Raw genomic sequence first — 14675 nt, forward strand, 5'->3', positions numbered from 1 at the left:
ATCCAATTACCCGTGTGCCAGGAACCAGCCGTCGAGCCGCGCTTCCAGCGCTTCGACGATCGCCTCGTCGTCCAGTTCCTCGATCACCTCGGCGACGAAGGCCTTCACGAGCAGCCCCCGCGCGCTTTTCTCGTCGACGCCGCGCGCCATCAGGTAGAACAGATGATCGTGGTCGATCTCGGTGACCGTCGCGCCATGGCCGCAAATCACGTCGTCGGCGAAGATTTCAAGCTCCGGCTTGATCGAGAACTCGCCGTCGTCCGACAGCAACAGCGTGTTGCATGCCATCTTGGCGTTGGTCTTCTGCGCATATTGATGGACGTTGATGCGACCCTGGAAGACGCCGCGCGCCTTGCCCGTCACCACGTTGCGGATGATCTCCGTCGAGGTCGTGTGCGGCACGGCGTGGTCGAGAACCATGGTCACGTCGGTGTGGGTGTCGCCGGCCAGGAGGTTGATGCCGCGCAGCTTGAAATCGGCGCCTTCGCCAGTCGTCCTGACCATGATCTCCTGGCGCACCAGTCTGCCGCCGGCGTTCATGACGAACAGCGTCAGCTTGGCATTTTTGCCGATATGGGCCTTGAACTGCGCCAGATGCGTCGCCGTTTCCGGCTGTTCCTGGACGATCAGCCACGTCACCTCGGCGCCTTCGCCGAGCACGAGCTGGCTGACCGAGCTGCCCAGGGCAGCGCCGTCACCCGTCTGCCGTTCGACGATGACGGCCTTGGCGCCGGCGCCGACACGCACTGGCAGGCGCACATGGGTCTGGCCGCCGGCCTGCAGGTTCTGCAGTTCGACCGGCTTTTCGAGTTCCACGCCATCGGCGATGTCGACAAAATATCCGTCGGCGACGAAAGCCGTGTTCAGCGCGCCGATGGCGTCGTCGCCGCCATAGGGATCGAGCCCAGCTGCTGCGCTGCCGTCGACCAGCTTTTCCGACAGGCGCTGGAAAGAGACGCCTTCAAGAACCGGCACTTTGGCGTCGGACTTGCCGTTCAGGATCGACACCACAGTGGAACCGTCAACGATCGGCGCAATGGCCTTGGCCATGGCGGCAGGGTCGAAGTCCGGCACGGTATTCAGCAACCGGCGGAGGTCGGTGTAGTGCCAGGATTCGACGCGCCGCGTCGGCAGGCCGTGCTTGATCGTCTCGATGGCGTCGTCGCGCTTCAGCATCACCGCGCCGTCACCCGGCAGCAGCGACAGCCGGTCGCCGAACGCGTCGATCAACGCTGTCTCGGCCGGTGTCCGTTGCGGTTGTGCGTGCATGTTCATCGGTATTACCTCTGGCATCTCACGCGGCTTCGCCGATCACGCCGGCGTAGCCGTTGGCTTCCAGGTCAAGCGCCAGCGACTTGTCGCCCGACTTGATAACCTGGCCCTTGTAGAGCACGTGCACGGTGTCGGGCACGATGTGCTCAAGCAGGCGCTGGTAGTGGGTGATGACCAGGAACGCCCGGTCCGGCGCGCGCAGCGCGTTGACGCCGTCGGAAACGATCTTCAGCGCATCGATGTCGAGGCCGGAATCGGTCTCGTCGAGCACGCACAATTTCGGCTCCAGCAATTTCATCTGCAGGATCTCGGCGCGCTTCTTTTCGCCGCCGGAAAAGCCGACGTTGAGCGGCCGCTTCAGCATCGCCATGTCCATGCTGAGCGAGGCGGCGGCTTCCTTCACGCGCTTCAAAAATTCCGGGATCTTCAGCGGCTCCTCGCCGCGCGCCTTGCGCTGCTCGTTCATCGCCACCTTCAGGAATTCCATGGTGGCGACGCCCGGTATCTCCATCGGATACTGGAAGGCGAGGAAGATGCCTGACGTGGCGCGCTCGGCCGGATCCATTTCGAGGATCGACTGGCCGTTGTAGAGGATGTCGCCCTCGGTCACCTCATAGTCCTCGCGACCGGCGAGGATGTAGGACAGCGTCGATTTGCCCGAGCCGTTCGGCCCCATGATCGCGGCGACCTCGCCGGCTTTCACCGTCAGGTTCAGGCCGCGGATGATTTCGGTGCCGTCATCGACGATGCGGGCGTGCAAATTTCTGATTTCAAGCATTTTTTCGTTTCCTGAATATCTGTCCGGTCAGCCGACCGAGCCCTCAAGCGAGATACCGATCAGCTTCTGCGCTTCGACGGCAAATTCCATCGGCAGTTGCTGGATGACGTCCTTGACGAAGCCGTTGACGATCAGCGCGATCGCCTCTTCTTCCGGAATGCCACGCTGCATGACGTAGAATTTCTGGTCCTCGGAAATCTTCGAGGTCGTCGCTTCATGCTCGAACTGCGCGGTCGAGTTCTTGGCTTCCATGTAGGGCACGGTGTGCGCGCCGCACTGGTCGCCGATCAGCAGGGAATCGCAGTTGGTGAAGTTGCGGGCGTTGGTCGCCTTGCGGTGCGCCGAGACCTGGCCGCGATAGGTGTTTTGCGAGAAGCCGGCGGCGATGCCCTTGGAGATGATGCGGCTCGACGTGTTCTTGCCGAGGTGGATCATCTTGGTGCCGCTGTCGACCTGCTGATAACCGTTCGACACGGCGATCGAATAGAACTCGCCCGAGGAATCGTCGCCGCGCAGGATGCAGCTCGGATATTTCCAGGTGATCGCCGAGCCGGTCTCGACCTGCGTCCACGAGATCTTCGAGCGATCGCCACGGCAGTCGCCGCGCTTGGTGACGAAATTGTAGATACCGCCCTTGCCCTCGGCGTCGCCGGGATACCAGTTCTGCACCGTCGAATATTTGATCTCGGCATCGTCGAGCGCCACCAGTTCGACGACGGCGGCATGCAGCTGGTTCTCATCGCGCTGCGGCGCCGTGCAGCCTTCGAGATAGGAGACGTAAGCCCCCTCCTCGGCGATGATTAGCGTGCGCTCGAACTGGCCGGTGTTCTTCTCGTTCATGCGGAAATAGGTCGACAGCTCCATCGGGCAGCGCACGCCCTTGGGCACGAAGACGAACGAGCCGTCGGTGAACACGGCCGAATTCAGCGTGGCGTAATAATTGTCGGAGGTCGGCACGACCGAGCCGAGATACTTCTTCACCAGTTCGGGATGCTCGCGGATGGCTTCCGAGATCGAGCAGAAGATGACGCCGGCCTGCGCCAGCTCCTTCTTGAAGGTGGTGACGACGGAAACGGAATCGAACACGGCGTCGACGGCGACGCGGCCCGATTTGTAGACATTGTCGCTGACTTCCTCGAGTTCCGAGGCGTCGGTCTTCTGCACCCCGGCGAGGATTTCCTGCTCGCGCAGCGGAATACCCAGCTTCTCGTAGACCTTCAAGAGTTCGGGATCGACATCGCTCAGCGAGGTCGGGCCGGGCGTGCTCTTGGGCGCCGCGTAGAAGTAGATGTCCTGGAAATCGATCTTGGGATAGTGGACGCGCGCCCAGGTCGGCTCGTCAAGCGTCAGCCAACGGCGATAGGCTTCCAGACGCCACTCCAGCATCCAGGACGGTTCGTCCTTCTTGGCCGAAATGAAACGGATAATGTCTTCGCTGAGGCCTTTGGGGGCCTTATCCATCGCGATTTCGGTCTGGAATCCATATTTGTATTGGTCGACGTCGATCTTTCGGACCCGATCGATCGTGTCCTGCACAGCAGGCATATGCGTTCTCCATCCACGCCGGGGTCAAGGCCCGACAGTTTTCAAACTATGGCACCGCCAAAACGAACCCCAAAAAGGCGCTTGCGGCAGCGTAAGTTTCATATAGTGCGCTTCGACCGGAAATTCACCCGGCCAGCATGAAACGCATGGCTCTACCAGGCCGAATGGCCCAAATCATTTTCGTCAAGCATCGGATTTTCCCGAAAATCGCTACGCGCTTTTCGGTCCGATGCCCCAACCGCTCACGCGGCTTTTTCTCTATCCGCCCGACGCGCGGCGATTCCCGTCAGCGCAACGCGAAACAACTCGATGTCTTCCGCGCCCGTCGCCGGACCGATCGACACGCGCAAGGCGCCAAGGCTGTCACCGTATCCCATGGCTTTCAGCACATGGCTCGGTCCGACCTTGCCCGACGAACAGGCAGAGCCGGCCGACAGCGCTACACCGGCCAGATCGAAGGCGATCTGCGCGGTTTCGGCTTTGACGCCCGCAATAGCGAAGAATGCCGTATTGGCAAGCCTTGGCGCACCGGTTCCGAAGATTTCCGCGTCCGGCACCAGCGTTTTCACGATGGCCTCGATCTCGTCGCGGCGCCGGCGCACGCCATCCATGGCCGGCAACCCGGCCAGGGCTTCGCGTGCGGCGGCGCCAAAGCCGGCAATGGCCGCGAGGTTTTCGGTGCCGCCGCGATGGCCCTTTTCCTGGCCACCGCCATTGATCAGAGGCTTCGGCATCATCAGGTCGGAAGCGGCGACGATGGCGCCAACGCCCTTGGGGCCGCCGATCTTATGCGAGGACAGAATCAGGTAATCGGCGTAACCCGCTGACATATCGATCGAAACACGCCCCGCCGCCTGAACCGCGTCGACGACGAGGACGCCGCCCGCAGCCTTGACGATCCCAGCGATGCGATCGATCGGCTGGATGACGCCAGTCTCGTTGTTGGCGGCATGGATAGCGACCAGCGGCAGGCCATCGGCCTTGTCATGATGGGCGAGTGCGGCTGCCAACGCGTCGAGATCGGCAATGCCGTTGGCGTCGACGCCGATCCGGTTTACCTGCACTGCCGGGAAGCGTCCGCCATTCAACAGGCAGGGATGATCGGCCTCCGACACGTAAAGCCGGCTCATGCGCACCATGCCGCGCCCCATCTGCCAGTCGGGTGACAGCAGCGTCGAGGCTGCTTCCGTGGCACCGGAGGTGAACACGACGTGCTCGGGCTTGGCGTTGACGAGCGCCGCCACGTCACGCCTTGCGGTCTCGATCAGGCGGCGGGCCGCCCGCCCCTCGGCGTGAACCGATGACGGATTGGCGGCGACATCGAGCGCCGCGACCATAGCTTCGCGGGCCGCGGCAAGCAGCGGCGCACTGGCATTGTAGTCGAGATAGGCGCGTTTTGCGGCCATTTTCGTCCGTCAAGTCCCGTCAGAAGCCATTCCGCCGTCGTATGGCGTTATTTCCTTGAAATTCCAAGGCGAGCCGTCCTATTTACGCGGCTTGCGGCGCGGGTGGCCGGGCTCGATGTCTTGCCACTCAGTTTTGAACAATTCTAAACTAGCTTCTAAGAAGACGCTCGCCCTGCGTCAAGGCCAGAGGAAACGTTCCAGGCACCGCGCATTCGTATACCCAAGTGGAGTATTTTATGCCTGAGGTCATTTTCACCGGTCCTGCCGGCCGCCTGGAGGGTCGCTATCAGCCTTCCAAGGAAAAGAGCGCGCCGATTGCCATCGTCCTGCACCCGCATCCGCAATTCGGCGGCACGATGAACAACAAGATCGTCTACGACCTCTTCTACATGTTCCAGAAGCGGGATTTCACCACGCTGCGCTTCAATTTCCGCGGCATCGGCCGCAGCCAGGGCGAGTTCGACCACGGCACCGGCGAGTTGTCGGATGCCGCCGCGGCGCTGGATTGGGTGCAGTCGCTGCATCCGGATTCCAAGAGCTGCTGGGTCGCCGGCTACTCCTTCGGCTCCTGGATCGGCATGCAGCTCCTGATGCGCCGGCCGGAGATCGAAGGTTTCATCTCGATCGCGCCGCAGCCCAACACCTATGATTTCTCGTTCCTGGCGCCCTGCCCGTCATCGGGCCTGATCATCCATGGCGATGCCGACAAGGTGGCGCCACCGAAGGATGTGCAGGGCCTGGTCGACAAGCTGCACACGCAGAAGGGCATCACCATCACCCAAAAGACGTTGCCCGGCGCCAACCATTTCTTCTCCAACGATGCCGACCTGCTGCTCGAGGAATGCGCCGACTATCTCGACCGCCGGCTGGCCGGCGAATTGTCGGATCCGCGGCCGAAGCGGCTGAGATAAGCAAAGAAAGCAGGGACGGCGATGTACGAACCTCCTCATTTCAGGGAAACGCGGCCGGAAATCCTGCACGGGCTGATCCGGACGCATCCGCTGGGCCTGTTGATTTCCAGCGGACCCGATGGGCCGGTCGCCAATGCCATCCCGTTCCTGCTCGACGCGGAAATCGGGCCGAACGGCAGGCTGCGCGCCCATCTGGCGCGGGCCAACCCGCAATGGCGCCTGTTGGCCGACAATCCGGCGTCACCCGTACTGATCGTCTTCCAGAGCAGCGATGCCTATGTGACGCCGTCCTGGTACGAGACTAAGCGCGAGACCGGCAAGGTGGTGCCGACCTGGAATTATGCCATCGTGCAGGTTCGCGGCACCGTCAAGGTGATGGATGATCAGGACTGGCTGGCGCAGCAGATCGCCGATCTGACCGTCTCCCAGGAAGGCGCCCGCGCCGCGCCCTGGGCGGTGACCGATGCGCCGGAGCCCTTCATCCAGTCGCAGATCAAGGGCATTATCGGGCTGGAAATCGAGATCAGCGAAATCCACGGCAAGTGGAAGGTCAGCCAGAACCGGCCGGTCGCCGATCGCGTCGGCGTTGCACAGGGGCTCGAAAGCGAAGACCACCAATCGCCCGGCATGGCCGACCTGGTCAGATCCTATGGCGGACTGGACGGCAACTGAACTTCGAATGCTCAGGCAGTCTTCCTTGTCGGTCCGATCAGCCGAAACGTTCTCTTGCGGACCGGCAGTCCCGACGGCGTCGGCCGGAAGATGAAGCCGAGCCGGGCAAAGACCAGCCCGCAGGCAAGCGCGAAACCGCAGCCAAGGCCGAAGCCGGCGACGGTGTCGCTGGGATAGTGCGCGCCAACGAAGATACGGGTCGAGGCGATGCAGGCGGTGATCGCCAGGGCGATGTACCATCGCCGCGGAAACAACAGCAAAGCGACCCCGAAAACCGCGCCCATTGTCGTACCATGGCCGGACGGAAAGCCGGCGAAGCGCGCATCGAAAGCGAAGGGGTGCAGGGTCAGCACGCCAAAGTCCTCGTAATAGAGCGGGCGAGCCCGGCCAATGGCATATTTCAGCACATTGACGGCGATCCCCGACAGGCCGGTGGCGCACAGCACCAGAAAAGCCAGGCAGGTCCAGTTGTAGAGCAGCATCAGCGAGCGCCGCGACAGGCTTCGCCAATCCGTCAGGTTCGCGGCGACAAGCAGAAGCACTGAGGGAATGATATACCAGCCTCCCAGGCCGAACTGGGTGAAAAAGTCGGCAGTCCGGGCAAATCCCGCCGACCACTTGCCGTGAAGCATTCCGGCCGGAGTGTCGAGACGAACAAATGCCGCCGCGGTCAGCAAGACCCAGACCAGCACCCAGACCGACCACAAAATATTCGGGTATCTGGCCGGCCGGGTGGCAAGGCGGCTTTTGGCGATCTGCATCGTATCGCGAAAGTTGTCGAGCGACCGGCGCCCTATGCCAAGGAGCAGGCTCGAAACGGGCGGGCGTGATTTCACTAGCATAGGAAATTCGACCCCATTGTTGCCGTCATGGGCATCGGCGAGCCGTCACTGGCTTACACGATAGAGGCCGAGCGACAGTTTGTCTCCCGACGAATAGTTGAGGCCGTCGACCTCGGCAACGCGGCTCGCCGACTTGCCTTGCGCCTCCAACAGGCCATTCAGCTTCTGCTCGTCGCCGATTTGTGCCAGCGCCAGCGCGCAGGCCGGATCGCCGAGCAGATGCTTGGCGACGCCATCGACATCGGTCAGGACCGTCTTGGTGCCGACCAGGAACACCAGGCTCGGCTCGTGATATTCCGCTGAGGCGAGCACCGTGGTGTCGCAAGGCCTGTTGGCCTGGACTGCCGCCTCGATCGCCGGGCTCAGCCAGATCGGTTTCAGCGAAGGCGCGATGACGCCGAACAACAATCCATAGGTGATGCCGGCGCAGACCGCGATGGCGCCGATGCGGGAGAGCGGCACTTGCAGCTGTCGCGAAAAAGCGAAATACCCTGCCGCCAGCGCCGCCGCGGCGGCCGGGATGCTCCACCAGGAAAAGGAGCCGGTGAGATAGATCGGCGCTCCGACGCAGACCGCCGCCAGGCCAAGGCTGACCACGGCAAGACCGAATGCGGTCGACCACCACAACCAGTCCTGCCAGCGCCTGAGCGGCGCATTCGCCTCCTGCGGCGACAATGTCAGCAGCCAGCCGATCAGCAGCGCCATGCCGGGATAGGCCGGCAGGACATAGTGCGGCAGCTTGGTCGGGATCAGCTCGAACACCAGCCAGAACGGAATGTACCAGGCGAGGCAGAAACGCAGCCGGGGATCGTCGCGCAGACGGTTGAGGGCCTGCAGCCCGGCGCCGACCGCGATCAGGCCGAACGGCCACATGAACAAGGAATAGGTCAGCATGTAGAAACCGGGCGGCAGGCCGTGCGATTCCTCGCCCGAGGCCACCTTGGCCATCATGTCCTTGCCGACGGCATCGTTGAGAAAGGCGCCGCCGCTCTTCCAGGTGATGAGGGCGACCCAGGGCAACACGATGAGCGCCACCAGAGCGACACCGCGCACCAGCTTCAGCTTCAGGAGCCAGCGCCAGTCGCGCTCGAAGGCAAACAGGGCGGCGACCGTGAGCAACGACAACAGCGGAGCCACCGGCCCCTTGATAAGAATTCCAAGGCCTTGAGCGGCCCAGAAAATCCACGGCAGATGGGCGGCTACCGGTTCGTTGCGGCGCGCTGCCAGATAGATCTGGGCGAGCGCGCCTTGCGCCGCCACGCAGCAGGCCAGCAGCATGGCGTCGGTCTTGGCGTCACGGCCCTCGAAGGCGGTGGCGAAGATCGCCGCCATCATCAGGCCGGCGGCGAGACCGGCATTGGCCCCGAACAGCTTGGTGCCCGTCCAGGCGATGCCGACGACGGCCAAGGCAATGCCAAGCATGGAGACGAGGCGGTAGACCCAGATCGGCGCCGCCGCCCCCTCGCCGCTCAGCGCCACGGCCGCCGATTGCAGCCAGTAGATGCCGATCGGCTTCTTGTAGCGCGAGGCATCCTGAAAACGGATGTCGACATAGTCGGAGGTTTCGACCATCTGCTTGGTGGCCTGGACAAAACGGGATTCGTCGCGGTCGATGGGTGGAAGGCTCGCCAGTCCGCTGAACGTCATCAGCATGCTGAACAGAAAGAGAAAAAGATAGTTCCTGTTCATCGCGGAGCTTTCCGGATCTGATCTGCGGGATGGCCCCGTCGCGGCGCCTCAGGCCCTGCCCTGCGCGGCGCCTCAATACGCCAGCCCAAACGACGAAGCAAGGATTCGCAAACGCCCTCCACGCGGGCTGCAAAACCGGAAAGCACTTTTGCTGATCGCTGGACCTTTGTCTGGCGCGATCAGTCGCAAAACCGGAAACCACTTTTGCTGATCGCTGGACCTTTGTCTGGCGCGATCAGTCGCAAAACCGGAAACCACTTTTGCTGATCGCGCTTGGATGCTAAACGCCCGCGTTCATGCACGCCTGAGCCACAGCGGCCGGACGCTTTCGGGAATAGAAAAAATGCCTGCCTTCAAATCGGATTTCCTGCGCACGATGAGCGAGCGCGGTTTCATCCACCAGACTTCGGATGATGCCGGTCTCGACAATATCTTCGCCAAGGAGACGGTGACAGCCTATATCGGCTTCGACGCGACCGCCAAGAGCCTGCACGCCGGCTCGCTGATCCAGATCATGATGCTGCACTGGCTGCAGCAGACCGGTCACCGGCCGATCGCGCTGATGGGCGGCGGCACCTCGATGATCGGCGACCCGTCGTTCAAGGATGAGGCGCGCAAGCTTTTGACCCCGCAGGACATCGAAGACAATCTTGCCGGTATCCGCCGCAACTTCATGCCCTACCTCAAATTCGGCAGCGGTCCCAACGACGCCATCATGGTCAACAACGCCGATTGGCTGATGGAGATCAACTACGTCAATTTCCTGCGCGATGTCGGTCGTCACTTTTCGGTCAACCGCATGCTGGCCTTCGATTCCGTCAAGCTGCGGCTCGATCGCGAGCAGTCGCTGTCGTTCCTCGAATTCAACTACATGATCCTGCAGGCCTATGATTTCGTCGAGCTCTACAAGCGTCTCGGCTGCCGCCTGCAGATGGGCGGCTCCGACCAGTGGGGCAACATCATCAACGGCATCGATCTCGGCCGCCGCATGGAGGACGCGCAGCTCTATGCACTGACCACGCCGCTGCTCACCACCTCGTCGGGCGCCAAGATGGGCAAGTCGGCGTCGGGCGCGGTCTGGCTCGACGCGGAGATGCTGAGCCCCTACGAATTCTGGCAGTACTGGCGCAACACCGAGGATGCCGACGTCGCCCGCTTCCTGAAGCTCTACACGACGCTGCCGCTGGACGAGGTGGCGCGGCTCGAGCGGCTCGGCGGATCCGAGATCAATGAGGCCAAGAAGATCCTCGCCACCGAGATCACCGCCCTGCTGCACGGCCGCGCGGCCGCCGAGCAAGCCAGCGATACGGCGCGCAAGACGTTCGAGGAAGGCGCGCTCGCGGAGTCGCTGCCGACCGTCGAGGTCGACAAGACAGCGCTCGAAACCGGCGTCGGCATCCTGTCGCTGCTGGTCACCGCCGGACTGGCGGCGTCGAACGGCGAAGCGCGGCGGCATGTGCAGGGCGGCGCCGTGCGCCTGAACGACGAGCCGGTGAGCGACGAGCGCCGGCTGGTGACCCCTCAGGATTTGAGTCCGGAAAACGTCGTAAAGCTTTCCTTGGGAAAGAAAAAACACATTCTGGTGCGACCGGCCTGAACTCGCTCACCTATATTCGAAGATCGACCTGAATATTCCGGGCGCGATCACCGACAGCGGATTGATGTCCAGCAGCGGCTTGTTGGCGTTGCCCTTGAGCCGGTAGGTGACGCCGATCAGGCCACGGTCGCGGCCATTGCCGAGCAGCGCGCCAACGATGGGCAATTCGCCGAAGATGCGATTGAGGCCATAGACCGGCATGAACGTGCCGGTCATGTCCATGTTGTTGTTCTGGTCGTAGAGCGTGCCCTGGAACGTCGTGCCGATGCGCGGTCCGCGCAGCACGCCATTGGCCAGTTTCAGATAGCCGCTGCCCTTGTCGATCTCGGCGTAGCCGCGTTCGAACTTCACCCGCGACGTGTCCAGCTTGCCCTTGACCGCCTGGTTGAGGCTGCGGTTGTCGCCGGCCGGCGTGGTCGAGACGATGGAGGCGAGTTTCGGCTCGTTGACGACGAAAAAATTGCTGGTGTCGACCTTGCCCTTGAGCGATCCGTCGCTCGGCCCGGCCAGTGCGAGCGTGATCACGCCGCCTTCCATATGTTCGTAGATGTTGAGGAATCTCAGGATGGCGCCGGCGTCCGCGGACTGCATGTTGAGCGTGCGCCGGCCGGCGCCGGTCGTGTTGCTGATCGATATGGCCGCACCTGAACTGGCCGTGGCGCTGACCTTCAGCCCGTTCACCCGCGAGCCGGCCGCGCTGTAGTCGAGCTTCAGATTGGACAATTGCTCGTCGTGGAAACCGGTCAGCCGGTCGACATCGGCGCTGACGGAAATGGCGTCGGAACCGGTGGTTTTGGTAGCCGTGTCGACGTCGGAGGTGAACTGCTTGATGAGCGAGCGGGCATCGAGCGCATTGCCCGATATGTCGACCGCATAGCCCTTGCCGGACCGCTTCACCGACACAGCAACGTCGTCGCCTCTGTTCAAGGTGACCTTGCTGAACCGCGCCGACGACAAGGCGCCATTGACCAGCACGATGCTGCCGTCGACGGAGAACGTCTTTCCGTCGAGATTGAAATCGGACAGCGTCGTGGTGTCGCCGGACTTGGTCATGACGAAGGTGACGTTGGCGGGCACCCCCGCCCCCTTGCTCCAGCCCGCCCAGGGAATGTCCAGCCTGGCGTTGGTCAGGTCGGCCGAGACGTTCTGGTCGCCGCTGCCGTTCTTGTCGATCGCCACCTTCACAGTTCCGGCAAGCAGCGGCTTCAGGCCGGGCATGGCGGCGGCGCGGATCTTGTCGTCGAGCACCAGGGCCACCTTGCGGCTGCGCGCCGGCCCCTCATCCCTGAGCGGCTCGATCAGATCGAGTTCGGCCGGAATGCCGTTCAGCAACGCCTTGGCGGCGATCACCGCCTTCTCGGGGTCGACCGTGATCGAACCGTCGGCATCTGTCACGACCTGTCCTTCGAAGGGCTTGGCCAGGGACATGCCGGTGTAGTCGAGCGACACCAGCCAATCGAGCTTCGAGGAGTCGACGCCGGACTGCAGCGGAATATCCGCCTTGACGTGACCGGTGACGCTGCCCGACAGGTCCTCCGGCAGAATGCCGACATGGCGCATGGCGTTGATCGGCTCGTAGGATGCGAGTTCGGCAACGGCGGATGCGTCGCCGTCGACATCGATGTCGAGCGCGCCGACGACCGGCGGGCGGTTCGCCGCCTTGACCGTCAGCGTGCCGTTGCTGGCCGCCACGGTGCGGCCGCTGGGCATGTAGACGGTGCCCGAGGACAGCGAGATATCGACATCGTTGCCGTGGAAACCGACGACGCCGACCGCGTCGCGTATCGGCGGGATCCGGCCGGCGGTGTCGAATCGCGATCCCTCGATCTGGAAGCGGCCGAACACCTCATCGGCCGAAAGCGGCACGCCGTTGCCGAGCCGGCCCGGCACCACCTGGAACTGAAGGTTGGCGTCGACGACACGGCCGCCGAACAGATTGGCCAGCACCCAGAGCCGGGCATTGCGCGCCGAAAACCACGGCCATAGCTGCTTGACGTGAGAGACCTGCATGTCGTGGATGTTGAACGCCAGATTGATCCCCGGCACTTTGCCGTCGACGAACGCCACGGCGGCGGTGCCAAGCACCTCGCCGGAGCCGGCGGACCGAAGCGCGATCTGCTCTGCGACCAGTTTGTGGCTCACCGTGTTGTAGACACCGGCGATCCGGGCGAGGAAGGTGAGCGCCGGCTCGGGCGACTCCGAAGGCGCAAGCGACGATCCGTCGCTGGTCAGGTCGTAGCGATAGGAGGGCTCTTCACCCACCGCTCCGCTTGCCGGCTTCGGCCCGATCGAACCGGCGAAATCGAATGTCGAGCGGCCGGTCTTCAGCAGCAATCTGTCGACCTGGACCTTGTTGCTGCCAGCAACCAGCGTCGCATTGATATCGACGTCCGCCGCCAGCAATCCTCGCGTGCCGAGATCGAGGACAGAGCCCGTCGATGACAAAGCGGCCGTCAGCCGCGATGCGTTCACGCCGAACCCTTCCGATCCCGTCAGCTTCAACGCGACGGGTCCCAACTTGCCGGCAGCGGCCGCCGCGTCGCCGGTGTCGGCCAGATCGACGCTCGCATCCAGCGCCGTGACCCGGTGCGCCGCGATATCACGGGTGGCGGTAGCGGCAACCGTAAGCGTCCTGCCGTCGATGTCCGCCTTCGAGGAAAACTGCATGCCGCCCGGTCCCGACTGCACGACGGTGGCGTCGGTGATCTTGACGAGCTTGATCGCTCCGGTTTCGGGCAGCACGAATTCGACATTGCGAAGATCGATGCGACGCAGCGAATCCTCCCGCACGGCATCGAGTGCGTGGTTGATGTTTCCGAACACCGCGGCGGACAGCTTCTCCGGATCGATGAGGCCGTCCGCATTGCGCAGGCCGGCGGTCCAGTCGCCGCCTGACGGCATCGCCGCCACGACGATGCGGGCATCCGAGATCCTGGCGCTGGTCAGCCGCACATCTCCCCACAGCAGCGGGAACAGACGCACGCCGAAGCGCACGCGGCCGGCATCGGCCATCGGCTTGCCGTCTGATGTCTTCAAGCTGACGTCGCTGACCTGAAGCGCGATGAAACTCGAACCGTCGAGCGTGATGCGGGCAGGCCCGACCGCGACATTGACATCGACGCCCGCCAGTTTCTCAAGCGCCGTTTCCGCCTCGGCGCGAAGCCGGTCGGCTCCGATGCCGGAGGCGCCAACCAGATAAACGAGCACGGCGGCCAGCAGCACGAAAGCGACCAGACCGGCGAACAGTCGCGACAGGATGCGAAAACCGCGTCCGATCGACGCCTGACCAAGCGGCGGCACACGGCAGGCGGACGGAAAGGTCCCCAGGTCGGTGATCTCATCACGCCTGAACCGGATCTTCTCGTGCTGCGGTCGCTCCTGATCCACGCAATTTTCCGTTGTACGAACTCGATCGTGGACGAATCCCCGTCCGACACTATATCGGTGTGGCTTCGCGCGTAACCTCAAACAAGGGCATCGGTATGGCTGACCTCGACGTAGGCGATCTCGCGCCGCAATTTGACCTGCCGCGGGACGGCGGCGGATCGGTCAGCCTTGCCGCATCGTCCGGCAAGCCCATCGTGCTCTATTTCTATCCGCAGGACGACACAACAAGCTGCACGCAGGAGGCGATCAGCTTCTCGCAGTTGAAGCCGGAGTTCGAGAAGGCCGGCGCCGTGGTGATCGGCCTGTCGCCCGACCCCGTCAAGAAGCACGATAAGTTCAAGTCGAAATACAATCTCACCATCGACCTCGCCGCCGACGAGGAACGCAAGGTAATCGAGGCCTACCATCTGTGGGTCGAGAAATCGATGTATGGCCGCAAGTATATGGGCGTCGAGCGCGCGACGTTCCTGATCGGCCGCGACCGGCGGATCGCCAGGATCTGGCGCAAGGTCCGCGTCAAGGGCCATGCCGAAGAGGTGCTCGAGGCCGTTAGAGCGCTTTGAGGTTTGCCGGCGA

11 protein-coding genes are annotated in these 14675 nt (G+C 63.2%); 4 read left to right on the top strand and 7 right to left on the bottom strand.

Annotation, left to right across the window (positions count from 1 at the left end; genetic code table 11):
• Positions 1-6 precede the first annotated feature (6 nt).
• The 4 genes from sufD to A9K65_RS24265 form a co-directional block, all read right to left on the bottom strand.
• A complete protein-coding gene (sufD, locus tag A9K65_RS24250; protein WP_064995409.1) occupies positions 7-1275 on the bottom strand; it encodes a Fe-S cluster assembly protein SufD in 1269 nt (422 codons plus the stop codon).
• Positions 1276-1294: 19 nt separating this feature from the next.
• On the bottom strand, positions 1295-2050 hold the full coding sequence (sufC, locus tag A9K65_RS24255; protein WP_023810312.1) for a Fe-S cluster assembly ATPase SufC: 756 nt from the start codon (positions 2048-2050) through the stop codon (positions 1295-1297).
• Between the two features lie 27 nt (positions 2051-2077).
• Positions 2078-3595 carry a Fe-S cluster assembly protein SufB gene (sufB, locus tag A9K65_RS24260; RefSeq protein ID WP_013532161.1) on the bottom strand — a complete coding sequence of 506 codons (1518 nt, stop codon included), beginning with the start codon at positions 3593-3595 and terminating at the stop codon, positions 2078-2080.
• Positions 3596-3837: 242 nt separating this feature from the next.
• The gene (locus A9K65_RS24265) at positions 3838-5001 is read right to left on the bottom strand and encodes a cysteine desulfurase family protein (protein ID WP_064995410.1); all 1164 of its coding nucleotides are present in this window, start codon (positions 4999-5001) and stop codon (positions 3838-3840) included.
• A gap of 236 nt (positions 5002-5237) precedes the next feature.
• On the opposite strand from A9K65_RS24265, the gene A9K65_RS24270 reads away from it, so the two are divergent.
• A complete protein-coding gene (locus A9K65_RS24270) occupies positions 5238-5912 on the top strand; it encodes an alpha/beta hydrolase (protein ID WP_013532163.1) in 675 nt (224 codons plus the stop codon).
• Between the two features lie 21 nt (positions 5913-5933).
• Positions 5934-6584, top strand: coding sequence for an FMN-binding negative transcriptional regulator (locus tag A9K65_RS24275; RefSeq protein ID WP_064995411.1), 651 nt, complete (start codon positions 5934-5936; stop codon positions 6582-6584).
• 11 nt (positions 6585-6595) lie between these two features.
• Here A9K65_RS24275 and A9K65_RS24280 read toward each other — a convergent pair whose 3' ends face one another.
• Together A9K65_RS24280 and A9K65_RS24285 are read right to left on the bottom strand one after the other, a co-directional pair.
• A complete protein-coding gene (locus A9K65_RS24280) occupies positions 6596-7345 on the bottom strand; it encodes a phosphatase PAP2 family protein (RefSeq protein WP_245321889.1) in 750 nt (249 codons plus the stop codon).
• Between the two features lie 126 nt (positions 7346-7471).
• On the bottom strand, positions 7472-9115 hold the full coding sequence (locus A9K65_RS24285; protein ID WP_064995412.1) for a glycosyltransferase family 39 protein: 1644 nt from the start codon (positions 9113-9115) through the stop codon (positions 7472-7474).
• A 343-nt stretch (positions 9116-9458) separates the two neighbouring features.
• Here A9K65_RS24285 and tyrS point away from each other — a divergent pair, with 343 nt between their 5' ends.
• Complete coding sequence (tyrS, locus tag A9K65_RS24290) at positions 9459-10712, top strand: tyrosine--tRNA ligase (RefSeq protein ID WP_013532167.1); 1254 nt, start codon at positions 9459-9461, stop codon at positions 10710-10712.
• Positions 10713-10718: 6 nt separating this feature from the next.
• Here the strand turns inward: tyrS and A9K65_RS24295 are convergent, their stop codons facing one another.
• Positions 10719-14099 (bottom strand): DUF3971 domain-containing protein, encoded by a 3381-nt coding sequence (locus tag A9K65_RS24295; RefSeq protein WP_064995413.1) that lies wholly within the window; start codon positions 14097-14099, stop codon positions 10719-10721.
• Positions 14100-14194: 95 nt separating this feature from the next.
• On the opposite strand from A9K65_RS24295, the gene A9K65_RS24300 reads away from it, so the two are divergent.
• The gene (locus A9K65_RS24300) at positions 14195-14662 is read left to right on the top strand and encodes a peroxiredoxin (protein ID WP_013532169.1); all 468 of its coding nucleotides are present in this window, start codon (positions 14195-14197) and stop codon (positions 14660-14662) included.
• Positions 14663-14675 lie beyond the last annotated feature (13 nt).

Source organism: Mesorhizobium sp. WSM1497 (genome assembly GCF_001672455.2).
Lineage (GTDB): Bacteria > Pseudomonadota > Alphaproteobacteria > Rhizobiales > Rhizobiaceae > Mesorhizobium > Mesorhizobium ciceri.